This window comes from Flavonifractor sp. An10 (genome assembly GCF_002161215.1).
Classification (GTDB): domain Bacteria; phylum Bacillota; class Clostridia; order Oscillospirales; family Oscillospiraceae; genus Flavonifractor; species Flavonifractor avistercoris.
Window position 1 is genome coordinate 154542 of the sequence record NZ_NFMB01000001.1, and the last position, 20693, is coordinate 175234.

At 53.7% G+C, this 20693-nt stretch carries 17 protein-coding genes; 3 read left to right on the plus strand and 14 right to left on the minus strand.

All coding sequences use genetic code 11. From position 1 onward, the window contains the following. Positions 1 to 475 precede the first annotated feature (475 nt). On the plus strand, positions 476 to 910 hold the full coding sequence (locus B5E42_RS00865) for a sigma-70 family RNA polymerase sigma factor (protein ID WP_087231524.1): 435 nt from the start codon (positions 476 to 478) through the stop codon (positions 908 to 910). Between the two features lie 129 nt (positions 911 to 1039). Next, the gene (locus B5E42_RS00875; RefSeq protein ID WP_242962721.1) at positions 1040 to 1243 is read left to right on the plus strand and encodes a DUF4368 domain-containing protein; all 204 of its coding nucleotides are present in this window, start codon (positions 1040 to 1042) and stop codon (positions 1241 to 1243) included. Between the two features lie 328 nt (positions 1244 to 1571). Here the strand turns inward: B5E42_RS00875 and B5E42_RS00880 are convergent, their stop codons facing one another. Together B5E42_RS00880 and B5E42_RS00885 are read right to left on the minus strand one after the other, a co-directional pair. Further along, positions 1572 to 2300 carry a hypothetical protein gene (locus tag B5E42_RS00880; RefSeq protein WP_087231527.1) on the minus strand — a complete coding sequence of 243 codons (729 nt, stop codon included), beginning with the start codon at positions 2298 to 2300 and terminating at the stop codon, positions 1572 to 1574. Beyond that, positions 2297 to 3481, minus strand: coding sequence for an ATP-binding protein (locus B5E42_RS00885; RefSeq protein WP_087231530.1), 1185 nt, complete (start codon positions 3479 to 3481; stop codon positions 2297 to 2299). The genes B5E42_RS00880 and B5E42_RS00885 overlap by 4 nt, the downstream gene beginning before the upstream one ends. A 522-nt stretch (positions 3482 to 4003) precedes the next feature. Between B5E42_RS00885 and B5E42_RS00890 the strand changes: the two genes are divergently transcribed. Next, the gene (locus B5E42_RS00890; protein WP_087231533.1) at positions 4004 to 5536 is read left to right on the plus strand and encodes an ABC-F family ATP-binding cassette domain-containing protein; all 1533 of its coding nucleotides are present in this window, start codon (positions 4004 to 4006) and stop codon (positions 5534 to 5536) included. 79 nt (positions 5537 to 5615) lie between these two features. Here the strand turns inward: B5E42_RS00890 and B5E42_RS00895 are convergent, their stop codons facing one another. The 12 genes from B5E42_RS00895 to B5E42_RS00950 all read right to left on the minus strand — a co-directional run bounded on the left by B5E42_RS00895 (position 5616) and on the right by B5E42_RS00950 (position 20384). After that, positions 5616 to 7175 (minus strand): S1 RNA-binding domain-containing protein, encoded by a 1560-nt coding sequence (locus tag B5E42_RS00895; protein ID WP_087235998.1) that lies wholly within the window; start codon positions 7173 to 7175, stop codon positions 5616 to 5618. 26 nt (positions 7176 to 7201) lie between these two features. Beyond that, complete coding sequence (locus B5E42_RS00900; protein WP_343214169.1) at positions 7202 to 9064, minus strand: type IV secretory system conjugative DNA transfer family protein; 1863 nt, start codon at positions 9062 to 9064, stop codon at positions 7202 to 7204. 83 nt (positions 9065 to 9147) lie between these two features. Continuing rightward, entirely contained in the window at positions 9148 to 10176 is a 1029-nt protein-coding gene (locus B5E42_RS00905) for a hypothetical protein (RefSeq protein ID WP_204217828.1), read from the minus strand. A 243-nt stretch (positions 10177 to 10419) separates the two neighbouring features. Next, positions 10420 to 11082, minus strand: coding sequence for a DUF6100 family protein (locus tag B5E42_RS00910; protein ID WP_006573834.1), 663 nt, complete (start codon positions 11080 to 11082; stop codon positions 10420 to 10422). After that, complete coding sequence (locus B5E42_RS00915; protein ID WP_087236005.1) at positions 11083 to 11610, minus strand: DUF5697 family protein; 528 nt, start codon at positions 11608 to 11610, stop codon at positions 11083 to 11085. Positions 11611 to 11801: 191 nt separating this feature from the next. Beyond that, positions 11802 to 14864, minus strand: coding sequence for a PrgI family protein (locus B5E42_RS00920; protein WP_087236007.1), 3063 nt, complete (start codon positions 14862 to 14864; stop codon positions 11802 to 11804). A 32-nt stretch (positions 14865 to 14896) separates the two neighbouring features. Beyond that, positions 14897 to 16273 (minus strand): C39 family peptidase, encoded by a 1377-nt coding sequence (locus B5E42_RS00925; RefSeq protein WP_087231549.1) that lies wholly within the window; start codon positions 16271 to 16273, stop codon positions 14897 to 14899. Continuing rightward, positions 16273 to 17271 (minus strand): hypothetical protein, encoded by a 999-nt coding sequence (locus tag B5E42_RS00930; protein ID WP_087236008.1) that lies wholly within the window; start codon positions 17269 to 17271, stop codon positions 16273 to 16275. The genes B5E42_RS00925 and B5E42_RS00930 overlap by 1 nt, the downstream gene beginning before the upstream one ends. Positions 17272 to 17282: 11 nt before the next feature. Further along, positions 17283 to 17993: a hypothetical protein gene (locus B5E42_RS00935; RefSeq protein WP_006573828.1), complete on the minus strand. Its 711-nt coding sequence runs from the start codon at positions 17991 to 17993 to the stop codon at positions 17283 to 17285. Positions 17994 to 18032: 39 nt separating this feature from the next. Next, positions 18033 to 18431: a fimbrial protein gene (locus B5E42_RS00940; RefSeq protein WP_204217826.1), complete on the minus strand. Its 399-nt coding sequence runs from the start codon at positions 18429 to 18431 to the stop codon at positions 18033 to 18035. A 249-nt stretch (positions 18432 to 18680) separates the two neighbouring features. Further along, positions 18681 to 19232: a hypothetical protein gene (locus B5E42_RS00945; protein WP_058963687.1), complete on the minus strand. Its 552-nt coding sequence runs from the start codon at positions 19230 to 19232 to the stop codon at positions 18681 to 18683. A 15-nt stretch (positions 19233 to 19247) separates the two neighbouring features. Beyond that, complete coding sequence (locus B5E42_RS00950) at positions 19248 to 20384, minus strand: helix-turn-helix domain-containing protein (protein WP_087231558.1); 1137 nt, start codon at positions 20382 to 20384, stop codon at positions 19248 to 19250. Between the last annotated feature and the right edge of the window lie 309 nt (positions 20385 to 20693).

Genomic DNA, 20693 nt, shown 5'->3' on the forward strand with positions numbered 1-20693 from the left:
CTGCCGGGCGACGGCAAAAGAAAAAAAGCCGTCGTTCAGCAGACACTATCCATGCCCTTTTATCGCGGCGGCTTTGAATATCAAGGCCGCCGCTTTTTGTCCCCCAAAAGGAACGACGACCACACGCTAAAGATTATGGCGGCTTTAGGAGGGAGCCGCCGTGAGGCAAGGAGAATTTCGACAAAATAAGACAATACCCGCACCATCAAAAAAAGCCCGGTCACCACCGGGGCACATTCTGCTTATGAGTATGAACTGTATGATTACATAAAAGCGTTTAATAGTTCATTTGCGCCTGTCTGCGTTTTGCAGACAGGCGCTTTTTGCTGTTTATGCGGGCCTTCGCTATACAGCGGAGCCTTTCATAAAAATTTCTTCCCGCTCGCGGTTGCCAAAATCGCAAGCCTTGCATTACTGAGGCGAAAGGGAGGAGATCACCACCCCGCACCCGTGCGGCGCGAAGGGAGGTGAGAAAATGAAAGACTCCTATGAGCAGCGTATTCAAAATCAGTTTGGCGCTTTCTGCGTCAAGGTTTTGAAGAATGAGGCCCGGTACATCCAGCGCGAACTTGCCAGTCTCCAATCCCAGGAGAAATCCCTGGGCGAGCTGACAGCTTCTGAACTGGAGCAGACCGCCGTGTGGGACAAGCACTTTATGAGCGAGCATGTCTTTGAAGTGCTGGGACTCCCGGTAGTCGTGACCGGCGATCTTCTGGCTGACGCCTTGGCGCAGCTGCCGGAGGGCAAGCGAGATGTCATCCTGCTTGCCTACTTCCTGGAAATGACGGACCGTGAAATCAGCGAGAAGCTGAACATCGTCCATCAGACCGTATCCAAGCGGCGGCTCGTTACGCTGAAAGAATTGCGCGAGTACCTGATGAAGGAGGGATTTGAATGGCCGGACAAGTGAAGTCGATTCCGGTGCCGGTGATCCTGGCAGCCGTAAGCGGCGACGAGAACGCCCTTGCCGCCGTGGTCGCTCACTATGTTCATCTCCCTGGTCCGCAAATACACCCGCGCCCGCAAGCTGACTCCCCGGATGCTGAACGAGCTCATCGAGAAGATCGAAGTGTTCAACGCCGAGAAGATAGACGGTGTGTGGGAACAGCGGCTCCGTATTCACTATAACTGCGTAGGGGTCGTTGAGATCCCGGAGCTGATCCCGCTACCCGCGCCGGAGGTGTCCGTAAACACAAGAAAGGGCGTAGTCGTCAACTACGCCCCATCCACTATCGCCGGATGAAAGCAACAAAAGCAACAAAAAAAGACGAGTGTTCTTACAGCTTTTCAAATGCTATAAGAACACTCGCCATGCCTGCGATGGCGTGAAAGTGATCTCCGACCACTATGTTCCTTCGTGCTACATGAACCGCAATCGCTATATGGTTGCCCAGTCGCAACGTGTGATTGCGGTGTATGATGGACGGGACAAAGGGGGGACGCTGTTCACGCTGCGCGATGCCCATGTTCAGGGGCGAGAGATCAGGCTCATAGAAATTTGATTTCAAGGGCAAAACATAAAGGCCGCATGGGGTTTTGCATCCCATGCGGCCTTTATGCGGCTGAAGAATTTATACAAGTGCCAAAAGAGATTCCTCGAAATCATGTGCGCTCTGGCAAAGTTCGGTTACTTTGGACCAGTTCTCACAGACAGTAGGTACAAACTGCTCAAATATGCGGGTGCGCTTTTTCTGGCCTGGAATCCGAATGTTGTGATAATATTTCCCGTGTGCAATGATATGTTCCCACGGCTCTTCAATCGTCTCAATTCCATCGGTTTGATCATATGCTGCAACAATCCAGGCCTCAGTACTGTCACATGGGATAACAATACAGGTATCATCTGTTTCTTTGAGCCATGTGGTAAGGAGGCCTTTGAGGTGGGACACATATCCTGCTACAGAAGCAGTATGCCCCGGGCACGGGAGAACGATGGGACAGACAGCTCGCCCTTCGGGGGTAATATCGCACTCTAAAGGATTCCATTCTCCCTTATGAACACATTGTGTCGTCTCGCACCAGCAATGAGAAGATTTTTCTTTCCGTGATACATCACCATCCATTTGGATAACTAAAAAATCCAGAGCCGGCTGGATGCCCTTCATCAATTCCTTACGGATAGATGCATTGTCATAACACCATTTCCAGACGCCTTTCCATCCGTTCCCGTATTTTCCGGTCAGGTCATTTTCTGGCTGGAGCATGACATATGTGTTTTTTGCCCCAGTGATCTGGTCAATAACACCTTTCAAAATAATATAATCGGTGGGACCTTCGCAAACAATTCCTATGTGTTTCATATCAGAGTAGGCACACCTCCCAACCGGCCATTGATCCAAAGCCGGGACAGCGGCTGGCCTTCATTGATCAGTTCCTGAGAAACTTTGATACGCTGGATCTGGGCGTAGCCGTTGGAATCACGATCCACTGCAAACAAGCGAATATTGTCATTGTTCAAATCCAATCCATCCAAGACAAGCGGATTATGGGTAGTCAGAAAAACATGCTTGCCCTGTTGCAAAATTTGATTGCAGAAGACCTCCATCATTTTTTTTGCCAGGCGCGGATTTAATGCGTGATCAAAGCTGTCTACTGCAAAAATGGATGGACCTTGCGGGTGCATTGCCAGTGCAAGCATGAATAGTACATAAAGAGCGCCTTCGCTTGCATCGTAGCCGGTAAACTGAGCGGTGTCTTTCATGTAGCGGTCTGTGAACTCGATAATATCACGAGTAGTTGGAACATTGGCGTTGATATTGCTTTTCTTCGGGGCAGCCACTGTAATGTCAGCGGCCCAGTCAATCATATCGAGAATGTCGTCCATATAGAGATTTCCGAAAAACACTTCATCATCCTCGGAGTGGATCAATGCCTTAATAGCTTCTGCGAGGCGGCCGCCGTTCAACCCAATCGGGGTCGTTTGGGTCGTGTCAGGTGCAGTACCGCGCAATGTAATTGTGTTAGGCTGAAAAATACCATATGCCGAAAAATCCTCTGCAATTTTTCGGCTGGCATTCAAGTTGATCGCATCATCAATGAGAAAGAAACCAATATAATTGTTACTCTGCTGGGAAGAGGCGTTGCTGCGTCCCCATAACCTTTCGCCATTCTGGAAAAATGCTTCAGAATGATATTTCCAGTACTCTGTATCCGTAGGGGTAGTTAAGTGAACATCATACTGGTACACATCCGAGCTGCTACCATCATCCCATTCCAAAGAAAGATCAACGGTAGACTTTAGCCGGTTGATGCTCTTGAAATTTGACTTATAGAGGGCAGGAACACTGAGACGAACTCCCTTGCGCTGGAGACTGGCAGCATCAACCCGATCAGTCATGGCCGCGCTTAACAAACCGATTCCTTCCAGAATGGTGGATTTACCAGAGCCGTTGGCTCCGATAAATACATTGACCTTTCCCGGCTCAAAAGATGCCTTATAAAGACATTTGAAGTTTCCAAAACTTATTTTCTTCAGATTCATGTGATCGCCCCTTTCTAAATATCAGTATAGCACATTTTCAAAATTAAATACAGCATATTTTAAAAAAAAGGCAATATCTAATTTGTAAAATGCGTTGTTATTAGGAGCAGGGCAATAACGGCGTATCATGATTGACAAACCATGTTTTCCATAGTATTATTAAAAATAGGGGTTATACCTCTCAAAAGGAGATAGAGCCATGAATATGAATTTTCATTTAACCGATCAGCGTAAAAAGAGAATCGACTCTGTACAATCCATACCGATGAAACATTGTGCAGAGTATAGCGTATAAACGACGCATTTAGATTTCATCGGGAAGCCATCAAAGGGGATTTTATACCCATTTTTAGAAAGTGGCTTCCCATGCAGTTATAATGTGTATGAGGCTATGGACAATGTTTTGTCCATAGCCTTTTGTTTTTGAGCTACTATGCCAGAGGCAGAAGGCAGATACACTTATGTATCTTTGCTTTCTGCCGTTTTCTTTTGTCCAGAATATACAGGAAAGGATTGATAAACATGAGCTTATTAGAAATTGACGGACTGACACACTCTTTTGGAGAGAATGTGCTATACAAAAATGCAGGCTTTACACTCAACAAGGGGGAACATATTGGTATTGTCGGACAGAACGGAACCGGCAAAAGCACTTTAATCAAAATCTGTACGGAGCAGATCATTCCAGACAGCGGGCGTATCGTCTGGCAACCAAATACTACGGTTGGTTATTTAGACCAATATGCGGAAATTGACCATTCCCTAACGATGAAGGAATTCCTTAAATCTGCTTTCTCAAAGCTATTTGATATGGAAGCACAGGCAATGGAGCTCTATGAAAAAGCTGCTGACGGCGATATGAAAAGCCTTGAACTGGCCGCCCATTATCAGGAGCAGCTTGAAGCCCACGATTTTTACTCGATAGATACAGCCATTGAGCGTGTCGCCAATGGGTTAGGACTTCTGGCTATTGGCCTTGACCGTTCGATTGCAGAAATGAGTGGCGGACAACGAGCCAAAGTAATTTTAGCGAAGTTGCTGCTGGAAAAACCGGATGTTTTGTTGCTGGATGAGCCGACCAATTTCCTTGATAAAGACCATGTGACATGGCTGGCAGAATATTTATCTGCTTTGGAAAATGCTTTTTTAGTAGTTTCCCATGATTATGGCTTTCTGGACAAGATAGCGAACCGCATTTGTGATATTGATAACGATACTATCACGAAATACTATGGCACATATTCCGAATTTTTGCGAAAGAAAACTTTGCTGCGGGAAGATTATGTAAGACAATATGCGGCCCAGCAAAAGGAAATTAAAAAGACGGAGGAATTTATACGGAAGAACATAGCGGGAAGAAAAGCAAAGATGGCGAGAGGACGACAAAAGCAGCTTGACCGGATGGAAAAGATGGAGGCCTTAGACCAAAAGGAAATTATTCCGTACTTCCATTTTCCCGTACTTCCATTAACCAATACAGAACACTTGTTGGTGAAACATCTGGCAGTTGGCTACCATTACCCCGTTTTATCAAACGTTGAATTTAGCATTAAGGGAGGACAAAAAGTTGTTATTACTGGATTTAATGGGATTGGAAAATCGACACTGTTAAAAACCCTGATTGGGGAAATTCCATCTATGCAGGGCCATTTCAAATTTTCCGATCAGGTTACTATCGGATATTTTGAACAGGATTTAGAGTGGCAAGAACCTGAATTGACGCCCATTCAAATTGTTGCCAATGCTTATCCCAATATGGTGACAAAAGATGTCCGCAAACATTTGGCGCGATGTGGGATTTCCAGTAAACACGCTATGCAGGCCATAGGAACATTAAGCGGTGGAGAGCAGGCAAAGGTAAAAATGTGTCTGCTTACTCTGACTCCCTGCAATTTCTTAATTATGGATGAACCTACAAACCATTTAGATGTACAGGCAAAAGAGGCTTTGAAAACAGCCCTTTCAACTTTTGAGGGAACGGTACTGCTCGTATCGCATGAAGAAGCCTTTTACCGAAATTGGACACAACGAGTTATTAACATTGAGAAAAAATAGAGTTTTGTAACAGTGCATAGTAATAAAAATAGCCACTTGGAAAGTGCGCATTCGGCACTTCCCAAGCGGCTTTTGTGCATTACAAATTCTGCCGGATGATCCGCGTGATGATGCCCACGGCCACGCCCCGCTCCATATCCAGGCGGGTGACGGCAAAGGACACATCATCCTTCTTGCCGGGCATCCTGTAGTCATAGCAGGAGTGGGCTACCGCATTGACGCCATTGGCGAGCCGGACATAGACCACACCTTTATGAACATCGGTGACCTTTCCGGCGTATTTGCCCTGGATGCGGCACTTCTGCAGGTTGTCCCGGTCAGTGTTTTCCGAAGTGCTCTTGATGTCGGCCCGGATGCCCAGGTCCTCCAGGCTGTTGCGCCGTACACTGAGGATACGGATCAGCACTTCATCGCCCACAGCAAACCGCTCATGGGCGTCGCCGATCCAGTCCCAGGCAAGGTCGCGGGCCAGAATGGAGCATTCCACGCCGAACACCTCCACACGGACGACCTTTTCCGCCACAGCGATGACCCTGGCCTGGACAATGCGGCCCTCGTAGACGCGGTACATCCCATCCGGGTCCAAATCGAAATAGAAGGTCTGGCGCTTGCGCATCATGGCCTCCCGGCGGCTGGCTACCACGCTGCGGGTCTTGGAGTCAATGCCCCGCACCACAAAGTCAATGTCGGCGCCCAGCATATTCCCCAGGATCTTGTTCTGGCGCAGCATCAGGTCAGTGTATTCCTGGCCGGAGGGGCTGCGGCCCAGGTTGATCATCATTTCCTTCAGGGGGATGATGATTCTGAATCCCTTGTAGTCCACCACAGCCACCGTTTTGCGGTTGTCCAGCTGCTCAATGCCGCCCAGCTTGCCGGTGAGGATGCGGCGGGTGCGGTAGGCGTTGTGGATCTCATGCCAGATGATGTCCTCACGGTCTTCCTGTGTCTCCACATCTTCCCGGCTGCGGATGGTAAGGATCGAAGGCTCTCTGCGGCGGGGAGCGGCGGTGCGCCTGGGAGTAGAAGCGGGAGTAGGGGCTGCCTCTGCCGGCGGTTCGGCCAGAGCGGCAGGAGTTTCTGCCGCAGCCGCTTCGCTATCATCAGACGGCGCATCTTCCTCAACGGGAGCCATCGGCTCAGGAGGCTCTGCTTCTGCGGGAACTCCTTCCGCCGGCTCCATACTTTCGGCCGGCGCGGTCTTTTTCCTGCGGGTGGCCCGCTTGGGCTTGGGCGGTTCCGGTTCCTCAGCCGCTTCAGAAACAGGCTCACCGGGGACATCGACCGCACTATCATCAGCGGGAACAGCAGAGGTATCTTCGCCATCATCACTGTCAGGGCCCTCTGCCAGAACAGCGGTGTCGTCCTCGCCGGGGAGGGCGTCTGCCGCCGCAGTATCGGCAGCTGCCGTACTAAACACCTCGCTTTCGGTAAGTTCCGGGAGGGTACCGCCATCCGCCATGGGGGCAGCATCTTCATCAGTCTGGTCCATAGAGGCCAGCAGCTCATTCAAATCGCCGCCATCAGAAGGCGCCGCCATATCAGCCTGCGCTTCATCAGGGGGCGGAGTGTTCTCCACGGGAACCGTGGTCTCAGGAGCGGAATTTTCCTGCTCCAGCAATTCCTTTTTCTTGGTTGCCATAAGTAAAAACCTCCTATGATGTGAATTTAAGAAAGGATCGAGTCCTTATCTGTGGTGATGATCCCGTCCGGGGCCTCAGCGGAAGGGGCCGGAGCTGCCTGCTTGGCGCCGGCGGGTGTGCCGGCTGCCTTGGGCTTTCTCTTTACCGGCTTTTTGGGGGCGGTCCCCTGCGGCTTGGGGGGCGGGGACGGTGCGGCGGCAGGCTTCGGCTGCGCCTGTTCCTCCAATTTTCGCCATTCAGGAATGTGCGCCGAGGCTTTGCAGTCGCGGAGCTTGGAGGATTCCGGGTGCTTGGAGTAGTCCATCTTCTCTACCTTCAGGGCTTTTTGGCCGCGGATAATGACCAGCGCCTGCGTAATCGGCAGACGAAGCACTTCATCCGGGGTGAGGACGGGTCGTTTGCCGACGCCGGAGGTCTCCCGGTATTCCGGCGTATAATTGGAGATGCGCCAGGTACCCAGCTGCTTGGATTTACTGGACACTGACACAGAGGCCAGACCAGTGCGCTCGGAGATGAATTCCGCCGTCAGGCTGTCTGTGCAGCCCAAAAACAGCTGCGCGTCGCAATTTCCAAGTATTTCCTGCCAGAGATTGAGCGGGTATCTGTTTTGGAGACCCGCAAGGTTCTGGAAGACACAGCTCATGGATATGTTTCTGGATCGAATCACACTGAGACGGCGGGAGAGGTCCGGAATGGTCCCGCAGGCAGTGAGCTCTTCCCCCAAGATATGGACGGGAACCGGCAGTTTGCCGCCCTCACAGTTCTTGTCTGCATATCGCACCAACTTGATAAAGCAGAAGGACAGGAACAGGCTTGCCAGAAAATCAAAGGTGCTGTCCTGGTCGCTGGTAACGAGGAAGTAGGCGCACCGCTCCTGGCCGGGCAGTTCCAGGTCGATCTCATCCCGGGTGGTGATCTTCTTGATGAGCTCCGACTGGAACACCTGCAGCCGGGAGCCAAGGCCGATGATGACGCCGCTGCGCACCGTGTCGCTGGCCTGCTTGAACAGGCTGTAGGGCGCTTTGGCCGGATGGGTGGGCGGCAGAACATCAAACAGGCTATCCAAGTCGGATTCCCCGTTCAGCGTCAGCAGCCGGTACACCTCGCCGATATTCCTGTTTTCTTTGGCATAGCTCTGGTCCACATAGAGGACGAGGGCTTTCAGCAGGTTCATCTCACAGGAGTCCCAGAAGTGGTCGCCCTTGCCGGTGCTGTTGGTGTTCTTGATAATGACATCCACAAAAAGCTGCGCCATCAGTTCCTGCCCTTCCACTTCGGAAAGGCAGTTCCAGCTGTCTGAGTTTTCCGGCAGCACCAAGTTGAAAACCTTGACGCAATAGCCCTGATCCCGCAGGTATTCGCTGGATTTTTCATAGAGTTCGCTTTTCGGATCTGAAATGATCAGCGATTCCCCACGGATCACCGCCTGAAGGATGCGGTTCATACAAAATGAGCGGGTCTTCATGCTGCCTGACGAGCCGTACACGGCCAGGTTGCCGTTGATGCGGGGATTCTCGGGAATACAGACGGCTTTCCCGTCCAGCATCCCCAGTACAATACCTTTGTGCTTGCGCAGGTCCGGCACCAGATCCAGCACACCCTTCATTTCCTTGCGGCCCATCCAGCCGGAGGTGCCGTAGGTGCCCTTGGCCGAATAGACAAAGTTCCGGTCTGTGTCATACTCGCCGGTATCACTGTAGCCCATCCTCATGACCATGAGCAGCAGGATCGCCAGCAGGCCAATGCAGATCAGCACCCCGTACACCCCATAGGGCGGATGGAGCACAGAGGTCAGGCAGGTAATAAAATCGGGCGACGCTGCCGCCGGAGATGTGCCGTCTCCGGGGATGCCGCCGCCCTGTTTCCATGCCGCGTAGTTGCCCAATATCTGCCCCAGAAAGCCGCCTGCGTAGAGAATCGCAAGGATGGCGAACGGCGTAGCGATCAGGCCTGCAATGAGTTTCTTCTTGTCTATGGGAACAACCTCCCCTCGAATTTTGTGAAATCAATGGTTTGAAAGCGGACCCGGCCGCCGCAGTAGCGGCGCAGCACATCTGCCTGGAAGTCAAAACAGATCAGCGTGCCGGGGCGCTCCATCAGGTCGAGGGAGGTGTTAAAGCGTGCGATCCGGGGCAAGTCGCAGGAGTAGCCGAACAGCACCGGCGTGCCGTCCCGCTCCGCGGCATCCTGCTCTATGGCCCTTCCGGCATTTCCGGTAATCAAGCCCTGGGACAGAATGCGGTTAAGCTCTGCGGTTTTCAAGGGGTCACACAGTAAAGCAAGGATCACCTCCCCCTGGTGGTTATTTGTGAGAAAATAAAAATGGTCGTAGCTGCCGTCCAGCATGAAATAGTCGTGCTTGGCCCCGCCGGTACTGGTGAGCATCTGGTAGGCAAGTTCCATGCTCTCGCCCAGCACCAGCCCATGCACATCTTCGGCGCGGTACTGACTGGCCAGACGCTGTTGGCACAGGACACTCCACATCAGCGCCTTTACCCGCATCTCAGACTTGCAGCGCCATTTCATCAGGGCTGCGCTGCTGTTGTAGGTGACAAAAATGCCGGTGGGCGCCAGAAGCACCCCTGCGAACCGGGAGCTTCGCACCTGCGTGGTGTCGATCCCCATTTCCTTGACCTCACGGGAACTGTAAAAGGCGGGATACTCGATGGCTTCGCCACAATAGCCCTGCGGCGAAAAGACCTTCGGCTTTTCATCCTGAAAGAGCCCGATCCCCGCATTGTCCATCGTGACATAGGTTTCCGCGAGGCGGTGGAGCCGGAGCCGCCGGTTCACCTCGCTCTTGAGGCGGTTGGTGTCGGTGTCGCCGGTCAGGTAGGAAGAGAAACGCTCTGGCCAGCCGTCCAGCAGGGCGGCCTTGGCCTTTGCCCCCAGCCGATAGCCCCGGAGCCTGTCGCGGTAGTAGGTCCGCAGCAGCCCGCTCTTTTTAAGCGAGGTCACGACCGCCTCCAAATAGTAGGGGCTGGCCGGGAGACGGTTCAGCTGGCTGGTTGGGAACTCTCCAGAGATGGCGGTCAGCGATAAAAGCCGGAACGGGAGCGTATCCGGCTGTGGAAAAGTGCGGCTGCTTTTCCCAAGGGATCACCTCCTTTGTCGGTGCTGGATTTTTACCGTAATGACTGAGAACTTCGGTAAAATAAAGCTTCTCCCAAGTGGCCGCAAGCCTGAAAATCCGGGGCTTTCGGCGGCTTCGCGGGATGTCGGGCCGCAAGGGGCCCAAAATGCTCAAAAATCCGAGATGGATTTCAGGCTTGATTTATGCTCTGCAAGCCAACCGGGAAAGCGGTGCTTCTCCATGACGAAAATCATCGTGCAGTCCTGCTCGCCCAGCTCGGCGGTGTTATAGGCATCACACAGCAGGCCGGTATCATCAGCCATTACAAAAGAGGACAGCAGATCTAAAATCTGCTTTTCCTCCAAGTTGTCATAGTCGCGCACCCGCCTGGTGGGGAGCGCCTGGTCATACACCTGGGCGAAGCAGACAACACATTCCCGGTAATGGGGCAAAGTGTTCTCTTTGGCGTACTGCTCCAGGGCAAAATAGAGGGGGTCCAGCAGAAACTCGGCGCTCTGCCGCTGCCTGCGCTTTGGCAGAAGGCTGGGCAGCGTCACCGCAAGAACCTCGTTTTCATAGGTGATGGTGATACCGTGCATCACACTGGCGGATTTAAGATAATCGCCCTTGCGGATCGTCGTGCTGGAATAAATTAGATGCCGCAGCCGGCAGGCGATACGCTCTGCCCGCAGCGCGGCATCGGTGGAAAGAGTCTCATAGTTATCGGGGTAACGCTGGATGTCGGTGGTGTCCATCGCATACAGCGCGTTGCTCAGCCGGGATATATCATCAAGAATGCTCCCGATCCGGCGGGATATAAGTTTTCGGTCCAATCATGTGCCTCCTGCTTTCTTGAAATAGTGTGTCTGGCCGTTTTCCTCTACGGTGCAGAACCCGGAAATGCCGGGACAGTCGATTTTGGCGATCTGCGCCGGTGTATCGACCAGAATAATGCGGCGGCTGCCTCCCTTATTGCCCCGCAGGGCATGGCAGACAAGCGCCTCCTGCCCGTCCTCAACGCAGGCCACCTCGTAGAGTTCGCCATCGGCAAAGAAAACGAGCTTGACAGGAAAATCAGCGGGAGCATGGTAATCGGCCCGCTGAATGAAGTCCAGCAGGACCCATACTGCCCGGACAAGCGCCTGGTCAATTTTAGCTGACTGGCCGGCCGGGAAATAGCCGCCGCTCTCTGTTTGAAAAATGCGGCCCTGCCTCTCCAGGTGGGAGAGCAGGGCCTTTGCCGTATCTTCTTTGCCAGGGTGAAAACAAAGAAGCTGCTGTTCACTGAGGCCAGGGTACATTGTGACCGTCCGCAGCAAGTCCGCAGCCTCATTTCCATAGATTTCAGCCCTGGTCTTCATGGGGGCTCACCTCCTTTATCAAATGGCGTCATCAAGGCGTCATCGGAACGCCTTATCGAATATTGGAACGCCGGAAAGACGCCATCTGGGCGTCAAACCGGCGCTTTTCTTCATGGAAGGCGTCATATAGACGCACACCCAGCGCGGTACATCAAAACATGGGATTCACCTCGCATATATATCATTTGAACCTACGCAGATTCCTGCTCGCGGCGTTTGCGCTCCAAAATTTCACGCAGCTCGCGGCGGTCGGTGGTAATCAGGTCCTTTTCCAGCGGGCTGGCCTTAAACTCCACCATGATGTTGTTGTTATTGGTGGAAATCAAGCCGTTGCCGCGTTCAAAGTGGGTGACCTCCATCGTTTCCGCGTCGGACAGGTGCAGGGTCTCCTGGACCCGTTCTGCCTCGTCATCCTCCAGATTGAGGATGATCTTGGTCTTGCTGTTGTTGATGATGCCTTTCCCAAAACGGCCCTCGTCCAGATTGAAAAAGTCGTTCAGGTCCTGGCTGGCGCAGACCGCTGAACCGCCATAGCCGCGGATGGTTTTGAAAATTTCCAGTACGAAATCGCCGGCCAGCCGGGTGCCCGTGGCGCCGGCGCCGGAAAGAAGCTGCCAGCACTCGTCGATAAAAATGGCTTTTTCCTCGGTGCGGTCAGCTTTGGCGCGGTCCCACACAAAGTCGAGCACGACAAACATCCCCACAGTCAGCAAGTCGCCGGTGAGGGAGGAAATGTCCAGTACGGTGTATTTGTTATCCAACCGCACATTGGTGGCCTTGTTAAAGGTGCTGGCGGAACCGTTCACCAGACGGTTGAGGATATGGGCCATTCGTGTGGTTTCCGGGGCGGCCTTCAAAATCTCATACAGGTCGCCCAGCACCGGCATCTCCCGGTAGTGGCCCGGATTGGCCGGGTCTTCCAGAGAGGCGTTGTCATGGGTAATGCCTTTGGCATTGTAGGTGCGGATCAGCGCCTCATCCAGAAGCTGCCGCTCCTCATGGCTCATATCGGGAATGAGTAAGCTGAAGAAAATGTGCAGCTGCTGGATCTTCGCCGCCAGTTCCGAGAGTTGGATACCGGGGCCATCCAGTATTTCATTGACCGACCGATCCACCTTGCGGATTTCCATGACATTGATGCAGTGCGGGCTGGCCGGGGAGATCTGGATAAATTCTCCGCCCACATTGGCACAGGCCCGGTGGAACTCGTGCCCTTTTAGCGGCGCAATGATAAAAACGGGGATGTTCTTGCGCCTCATCCTGAGCCCCATCAGTTGAAGAGTAAAGGTCTTACCGGCACCGCTGGTGCCCAGGATCGCCATATTGGCGTTCTTATAGATCGCGGAATTGAAAATATCCACGATAATCAGAGAGCTGTTATATTTGTTGACTCCCAAAAGAATGCCATTGTCATCGCACATCTCAAACGAGGTGAAGGGATAGCAGCTGGCCGCGCCGCCCGTCAGCAGGTTGCGCTTGCCGCGCTCGTAAAGCCCTTTTTCCATGGAAACCAGCGGGAGGGCAGAAAGAAACGCCTGCTCTTCACGGAAATGGCAGGCGCTGACATTCATATCCTGCGACAGCAGGAGTTTTTTCATTTCGCTGACTTTCCACTCCAAATCCTCCACAGAGGGGGCTGTCACAGTAATCAGCAGATTCAGGTAATAAAAATCTTCGTTGTTGGCAAGACCTTCCTTCAAGAAATATCCGCTCCGAATAGCGCCGTCAATGTCATCAAAATCGGTGTTTGTGTCGCTGGCGTCTTTGATTTTAGAGCGGTTGATACGGAGCTGCTGGCCCACCCGCTGGATGATGCGTTCTTTAGGTTGGCGGGCAAGGAACATATCCATGTCGATGCCGTCGCCGGCATTGACGATCAGGCTCAGCCAGCCCGCGGGCACCTGCGTTTTATACCCGTCCGAGGGGATCAGCAGATAGGCATAGTACAATCCATCCATGCAGATATAGCGCCCGTGGGAAAAATCAATGCTTCGGGGGGCGGCAAACTCCGCTGCCGGGATATGGTCTATTTCATTCTCCCGCCCGTGCTCCATATACTGCGCCACCACCTCCTGCGCCCGTACCGACAGCGGCTTGACGGCGCTCTCGTTCCGGCACAGCAGGTTGTAGAGGACATCAACGGTAAATTCATCCTCGTTTTCAGGGGCGATGACCTCGTTTCCACACTGGCGCAGATAATTGGAGGCCGTATGGACGGCGCTCTGGAGGGACTGGATTGCTTCATCTTCCTGCTCCGACCGCCGGGTATTGGCCCAGGGCTCATACTCGAAAATCAGGAAGAACCGCCGTGTAACAGCCTCACGGGAGCCGACCTGCTGCACAAAGTTCAGGTAATCCTCCTGCATCAAGCGGCACTGCTCGTTTTCCTCATGGGCCATCTCCCGGCGCACCGTGTCCAGGTGGCGGTTGATGTCCGCGCGGCGGGTCAGGACCTTGATTTGAAGCTTGACGGGCGAGATTTTCAAGTACGAAACGAAGGAGTAGATGATATTCCTCTGCTCCCGGGCGCTCCGCAGCATAAAGTTGATAGGGACCACCTCGACCACCTTGACAAACCGATGGTCCTTGGTGTAGATAATGCCGTTCTCTACCTTCTCGATGGGCAGATAATCCGCCACCGGATTGAGACAGGCGGGCTTCTGCTCCTTGACATGGGCAGGGCGTTTAGGCAGGCGCTCCTTTTCAGGGCGCTCCTTTGCTTTCTTTTTCGCCTTATTGGCCTTGGCAGGACGCTCCTTTTTGGAATTTTTCTTGGGCCGCAGCTTTTCACGGATCTCATAGCCGCGCACTTCATCAAACTCAGCCGGGAAATCTGCCTCGCCAGACCGCCGGCGCTTCGGGGCCTTGGGCTTTTTCTCCTTGGGAGGCCGCTGTTTGAGATGCTTGCCTGCCGATTTGGAGGGCGCCGCTTTTTCCTCCGGCTGCGCACCATCACCGCCGACAACGCGGCGGTTCCGCAGGTATTTCAAAAAAATGACCAGGAATTGCGAAAGGCTCTCCCCGGATATGCCGATCAAAGCGACCAGCCCCACCGGAAGAGCAGTCAGGCACAAAATGATGATGCGGGTGGTCAGCCCAAACGGAAGGAACAGAAAAACCGGCGCCCCGATGGCAAACACCAGGATGCCGGCCTCGATTACATTCCGCGCACGGAACATACCGCCGAAAAAAGTGCCTGTTTCTATAAAATTCGGCGGTATGATATAAGTATCATGGTCGTTTTTGTTGCTCATGTATTACCTCGTTTCCGCAGCCGAGGGGCAGGTCAGCCTATGATCCAGAAAGGACCGCCTGCTCCAGCACGGCGGCTTGCTTCGTTTAGGATGATGGATAGATCCCAGAGCTGTTCGCTGCGCTTGTAGCTGGCCGGGTCCGCCACCATAATCTGACCGTCTTTCACGCCACGGAGAACGATAAAATGCCCGGATGAAGTAAAATGGCCCTCTGCCATAATCGCCACCACCAGCTTTCCTTCAGCCAGGGCGTCCAGTATCCGCTGGGGCTCGGAAGTCGTGCAGCCGGATACCGGCAGGCCCCATGCCTCAGCGGCGGCGGGTATCAAAGCGTGATAAGAGCCGCTGCTCTTGCACCAGTAGCCGTTTTCGTAAGACCACTGAGCCATCGCCACCGGGTCCACAGTTTCATCCGTGAGGGAGGATACCACAATGGACATAGCGGTAGGCCCGCACCCGTAGCCGCCGATATTGTCGGTGCCGTAGGGCTGGCTGGCATAACGCTCGTCCAGCTGGTTGAAATAGACTACCGGCGTCACGCCGTCTGTAAAGGTAACATCGCCCAGAGAGGGGATGCTGTTTCCAGTCCATTCCGTCAGGTTCTGCAGCAGGCCGTCCCCCAGGAACATGCTCAGGTTTGAGGCATAATCGGAGGCAAGCTCTTTCTGCTCGTCCGTAAGCGCAAAAATATGGTCAGCAAGATAAGACTCGCCGTTGTAGCGGATGGTGTAGACCATCCAGATCTCGGTGGTTGTGGTTTCCTCCCCGGTCTCCGGGTCTTCCGATGTGACCTCACGGCTCTCCCGCACGCTGGTATAAGAGTAGAGATGCTCTTTGTTCTCCCGCAGGACAGCGGCCAGATCATCCAGCGAAATGCTCTCAAAATCCTCATCCCGGGCAGCGCAATACTGCGAGACGATGAGATTGGCGTTATAGACGGGGCCGGCCGAATAGGGATTTTTGACCTCCATCTGGTCAGCGCCGGAAGAAGCAAAGTCTGCTTCAATGCGGGTCATCACATCGTCCAGCGCCTCGCCCAAGATAGAGTTGATGGTAAAAGTGATGTCGTTGGCGCTCTCCACGATAGCAGTTTCGCTGTTTAAGATAGGCTGTTCTGTATCCGCCGGTGAAAAAGCGTTGATCAAACCGCCGAAAATCAGCCCGGGCAGCATCAAAACAAACAGGACCGGCAGCAAAAGCAGAGTAATGATGACGGCGATGATCTTGCCGATATGCTTGCGCCCGGCCCAAACCGCCCCGGCCACAGCCCCATAGGGACCGCCGGCGGCAGCGCCCTTGGCCGCGCCGGAAATCGCCTTGCCGGCCTTGATGGCGCTCTTGACCGTATGCGCTGCGGAGGCCGCAGTGTCTACCGTTTCAGCAAAGCTGTCCTTGCGTTCTTCAGCCATCAGATCTTATCCTTTCGTTTTGGGGTGGGCGGCAGCTTCTTTACAATGGACTCGTTGTAGGCAATCGAGCCGTCCGGGGCCATGTAGGGCGTCTTATCCACTGCGTCCACCGCATACTGCTTATACCAGGCGGTGCCGTCTGCGGCGTGAACTGTCGTGTACTGGCCCTCCGGCGCAACATACTGGTCCGCATGGTACATACCGAAGGCAATGCCCTCCGGGTGTTCCGGCGTGACCTCCGTGCCGGTGATACGGCCGCCGCCGATCTCGACATTCTGGTAGGTGGGGATATTCTCTGCCCCAGGCCCAAGTGCCGTGTGGCCCATATAGGAGTGCAGGGCTTCAACAGCCTTTTCGCCGGTGATCGTGCCCATTTGGGTGATGTTCCCGGTTGCCACAGAGCCGACGACATGATTGGCGAAATCACCGCCCTTGCTCACCGAGGAAGAATAAATGTGGCCGCCGACGCCGCCTGCAGCGCCGCCCACAAGACCGCCCAGGCCGGAAGGCTTGGCGTCCGAGGGCGTTGTGGCCGTTTTGACGGCATTGTTCGTGACATTCCGCTTGATCACACCGGCCAGACCGCCGCTGGCAAAGCCTGCGCCAAATCCGGCGGCGCCGCCTTTACCACCACCGCCATTGGCATTGACATGGGTGGAGCTGCTGCTGCGTCCGCCGCCAAAATGGTGACTGGAGAAGTTCTTAAAGCCGCCGATGCCCTTGGCCGCAATCATGGCCTCAGCCAGCATACTGCCGCCGGTGTGGCCCACATTGACGCCCAGGCTTGCCATGAATGAGTCAATCTTTTGCGAGACTTTCAGAAAGCCTATCGCGCACATGAACCAGATCAGGACATTGCCGGAAACCGTCTCCTTGCCCACAGCGTCTACCTGGGCCTGCACCTCTTCCTCGGAAATGGCAAAAGCCGGCTGGCAGAACAGGCAGGAGAGAGTCGCAATCATCAGCGCGAGGAACAAAATTTTCTTAAATTTTTTCAAAGCGCCCCTCCTTACAAAGAGAGCGGATTGGCAATAAAAGAGCCAACCATGCTCGTGAACAGGCGCAGGCACCAGGCATTCATAATCAGCAGAAAAATCTGCCCGCCCAGCATCCGGCACCAGGATTTCCAAATGTTCGATGTGGTCTGGCTTGCGCCCATTGAAAAAGCGACCGGCGCCGTATAGACCAGCACGCCCAGCAGAACATACCGTTCCGCCGCCTCCAGCAGCAATTTCAGGTAGTTCCAGGCCAGGATGATGACGAGGATCAGGGTGATCAACGCCACAGCGCCATTGGCGCAGACACCGATGATCACCAGCATGACCGAGTTAAAATCGGCAAAGCTGAGGGGCGGAAGCTCCGAATCCATGATCCAGCGGTACGGTGTGCCGCCGATGGTCAGGACAATGTTGACGATTTCATCGGAAAAGAGCGCCAGCAGGATGAAAATGACCGACCGGATGCTCAATTTGACCGGATCTTCCGCCTCAATCCCTGCGCCCAGACCGAAGTTTTTGAACAGCTGCCAGACCCAATTCAGCAGGATAATGCCGACAGCCAGCGCCACAAAGACGCTATACATCGTTTCGGCAGCGGGAAAGTACCGCAGAAACACAGCCATGTCACAGCCCAGAGCGCCCAAAACCGAAGTGGTCACAAGGTCAAGGCCGGCCATTACCTGCTCCGCGATCCATTCAACGATGCCATCCAGGATACCCATAGCTTACGCCTCCTTCCAGTGGGTATATTGCGGCGGCAATCAGCCTGTCCACTGACCACCAGAGAACAGAGGCGTCACATAAGCCATGATGAATCCAAGACCATTGAGGACGGCCCAAGTGATGCAGATACGCTTCAGCCATGCCCGGCTCTCATCGACTGTCCGGCCGGAGCGGGAAAAGTTCATGAGCAGAAGCGCCACCGAGGCGGTCACGATGGCCGCAATGGTGGAGATGGCGAGGATCTGCGTGTAGACATCCTGCATGATCTCCTTGGCCTTCGTCCAAACATCGGTTGCGGCAAAGGCCGGCTGGCAGAACATCATTGCCATCGTCACACAGAGGAACGCCGTATAGGCGATCCGGCCGATGGAAACTCGACGAGGCGGGCTGCTATCGTCTTCCCGCCGCTGCTGTTGAAGAATTTTCAGTTTTTTCAATTTGCGGACCTCCAATCCAAATGTGATGTTCGTCGCTCAAAGAAGCAAAGAATGAGCCCGCATCCGTCGTGCAGATGTGGACTCCTTCTCCGGCCAAAGACCATTTAGGCAGCAAAAAAGCACCTTGGAAAAGGTGCTGTTCGCCGCCCGTTCAGTTTTGGATACAAGTTTGAGCATATTCAGTCTAACACATAGGGATTTACGGCTCAAGGGCAGGAACGCGCCAATTTCAATCCCGAAGTGTGCCAATTATTTGCCCGCCTTTTTTTCGGTGGCTTTTGGCTCCGGGAAAAACTGCTCCAGCACATCCAGACTGTCCTTGGAGGTGTAGCCCCACAGCACCGAGCTGAGGGCGTCAATGGCCTCCCGCCGCTTGCGGTAGTAGGTGCGGAAGGAGATGTCCCGGATGTGCGGGCGCAGGTTCTCGATGATTTCCTCCACATTCTTCAGCTGCTGGGGAGAGAGGAAGGAGTAGTACAGCAGCCAGTAATACGCCTCGCCGTTCTTATGGCGGGTGCGGAGCAATTCGACTGCCGAATCCAGGAGTTTCAGCATCTTGTGGCTGCGCTCAATGCACTTGGCATGGTGCTCAATGTCACTCCCGTTCAGGTCTGCGCCGGCCAGGTAGACGGAATCCAGAAATTCCTCGATGGAAGTGCCGTATTCGATCTCGAACTTGGCCCGCACATGCTGGACGGAAATCTCCAAGCTCCAAACCACGTCGCGATATTTTTTCAGCAGTTTCCAGGTATCATGGTACAGAGGGTTCTCTGCGACATCTTTTTCAACAAATTTCTTCATGGTAAGACCTCCTGTTCAATTCTCCACCGAGGGAGAGAGTGTAAGTTCAAAAGTGGTGACCTGCTTGTTCCCGCACAGAACAGCAAGGCCGAAACGCAGCAGGGATTGCTCTCGCGCGCGGGGAAGTAAATCTTCCCGGCAGTCGCCCGATAAGGGATATAACTTGTAGCGAGAGAGCGGGCAGCCAAAGCACGAAATCCCTTGTGCCATCAGGATTTGCGCCATTTTCTGAAGGATAATTTCAATGTGCGATTTTGAAACGCTGGCGAGTTCATCTGAAACGATGACCTCATGCTCCAAGGCAGGAGCGTCGTGGCCTGCGCTGTCCTCCTTCGGGAGTTCCAGGCGTATGTTAAGCGTCATAGCGACCTCCTCTTTATCTACCATCACATCCGAGATCTCAAACATGGTGGACAGATATTTTTGCAGATAAATCACGCTGCCATGCCGGCCCGGGAAGGACATGAGGGAGAGATAGTCCAGCGCGGCCAGCTTTTTCAGGACACGGCCGACTGTCGCCCGGGACAGCCCCCAGCGGGCAGCCAGCTCCGTGTAGGTAACAAGGGGATTGCCGGTGCCGTTGCGGAAATAGACCACTGGCCCCAGGTCTGATCCCTGCACCTGATTGTCGTTGTAGATGGCGGAGATCCACAGGTCCAGCACAATGTCCATCTCGGAGCAGCGGTCTGAACTGATAAGATCGGTAGCAACAGAAACCGGCAGGAAGAAAAAGCCGGTGTCCTTCTGGCAGGGGGCATTGTATTCCAGGACCGTGTTATGCCGCGCCCAGTCGCAGATCTTATAGCGGACTACATTTCCGCGGCCCAGGGCCTGGAAAGAAATGAGGTGCTGCTTCTGTAGCCGTTCCAGCTCGGCCAGCGCCTGGCACTGGAACCGGGTGCGGAACCATTGGGACAGTTCTTTGAGGGTGCAGACCCATTCGCCGGGGTAGACGGTATAGCTGATGCCGTCGATGCGGCGGTATGAGGTGCGGAAGTTTGCGTAACTGCAAAGTACCGTAAAATAAAAAAGGCCGGAGCCTCCGCTTACGCGAATGCTCCGGTCCTCCATCAGAAAGCGGACGAACTGCCGGTAGATCCGGCAGCGTGGGTAGTCCACCACCTGTTTAATTTGTAATTGATAGGTTGGCATAGCTTTCTCCTTTTTATATATAAGGTATGAAATTGAGTTCGCCAACGAAAAAACCGTTGACTTGAATATCTTTGAGACTTATGCTATACTTGTTTATGTATGGATTTGCTTGGCAATCCTATACAAAGTTCGTGCAGTTTTTACTGTAAGTGGGGCGGTTTTCAAAATGTTCCCTTTGAAAACAATGTAGCCATTCGTTGTGCCAATTTTAAGTCGTCATTGAGCCGATTTCGTGCCAATACAACTTTCTACAACTTTTCTACAACTTTTGCCCCGAATCAGACGGAGCAGGAGGACATCCTATGGAAT

Coding starts and splice junctions, on each gene's coding strand:
- B5E42_RS00920 (WP_087236007.1), bottom strand. CDS start 14,864: ATGAGCAACAAAAACGACCATGATACTTATATCATACCGCCGAATTTT.
- B5E42_RS00880 (WP_087231527.1), bottom strand. CDS start 2,300: ATGAAACACATAGGAATTGTTTGCGAAGGTCCCACCGATTATATTATT.
- B5E42_RS00950 (WP_087231558.1), bottom strand. CDS start 20,384: ATGCCAACCTATCAATTACAAATTAAACAGGTGGTGGACTACCCACGC.
- B5E42_RS00935 (WP_006573828.1), bottom strand. CDS start 17,993: ATGGGTATCCTGGATGGCATCGTTGAATGGATCGCGGAGCAGGTAATG.
- B5E42_RS00885 (WP_087231530.1), bottom strand. CDS start 3,481: ATGAATCTGAAGAAAATAAGTTTTGGAAACTTCAAATGTCTTTATAAG.
- B5E42_RS00890 (WP_087231533.1), top strand. CDS start 4,004: ATGAGCTTATTAGAAATTGACGGACTGACACACTCTTTTGGAGAGAAT.
- B5E42_RS00895 (WP_087235998.1), bottom strand. CDS start 7,175: ATGGCAACCAAGAAAAAGGAATTGCTGGAGCAGGAAAATTCCGCTCCT.
- B5E42_RS00915 (WP_087236005.1), bottom strand. CDS start 11,610: ATGAAGACCAGGGCTGAAATCTATGGAAATGAGGCTGCGGACTTGCTG.
- B5E42_RS00925 (WP_087231549.1), bottom strand. CDS start 16,273: ATGGCTGAAGAACGCAAGGACAGCTTTGCTGAAACGGTAGACACTGCG.
- B5E42_RS00945 (WP_058963687.1), bottom strand. CDS start 19,232: ATGAAGAAATTTGTTGAAAAAGATGTCGCAGAGAACCCTCTGTACCAT.
- B5E42_RS00875 (WP_242962721.1), top strand. CDS start 1,040: ATGCTGAACGAGCTCATCGAGAAGATCGAAGTGTTCAACGCCGAGAAG.
- B5E42_RS00865 (WP_087231524.1), top strand. CDS start 476: ATGAAAGACTCCTATGAGCAGCGTATTCAAAATCAGTTTGGCGCTTTC.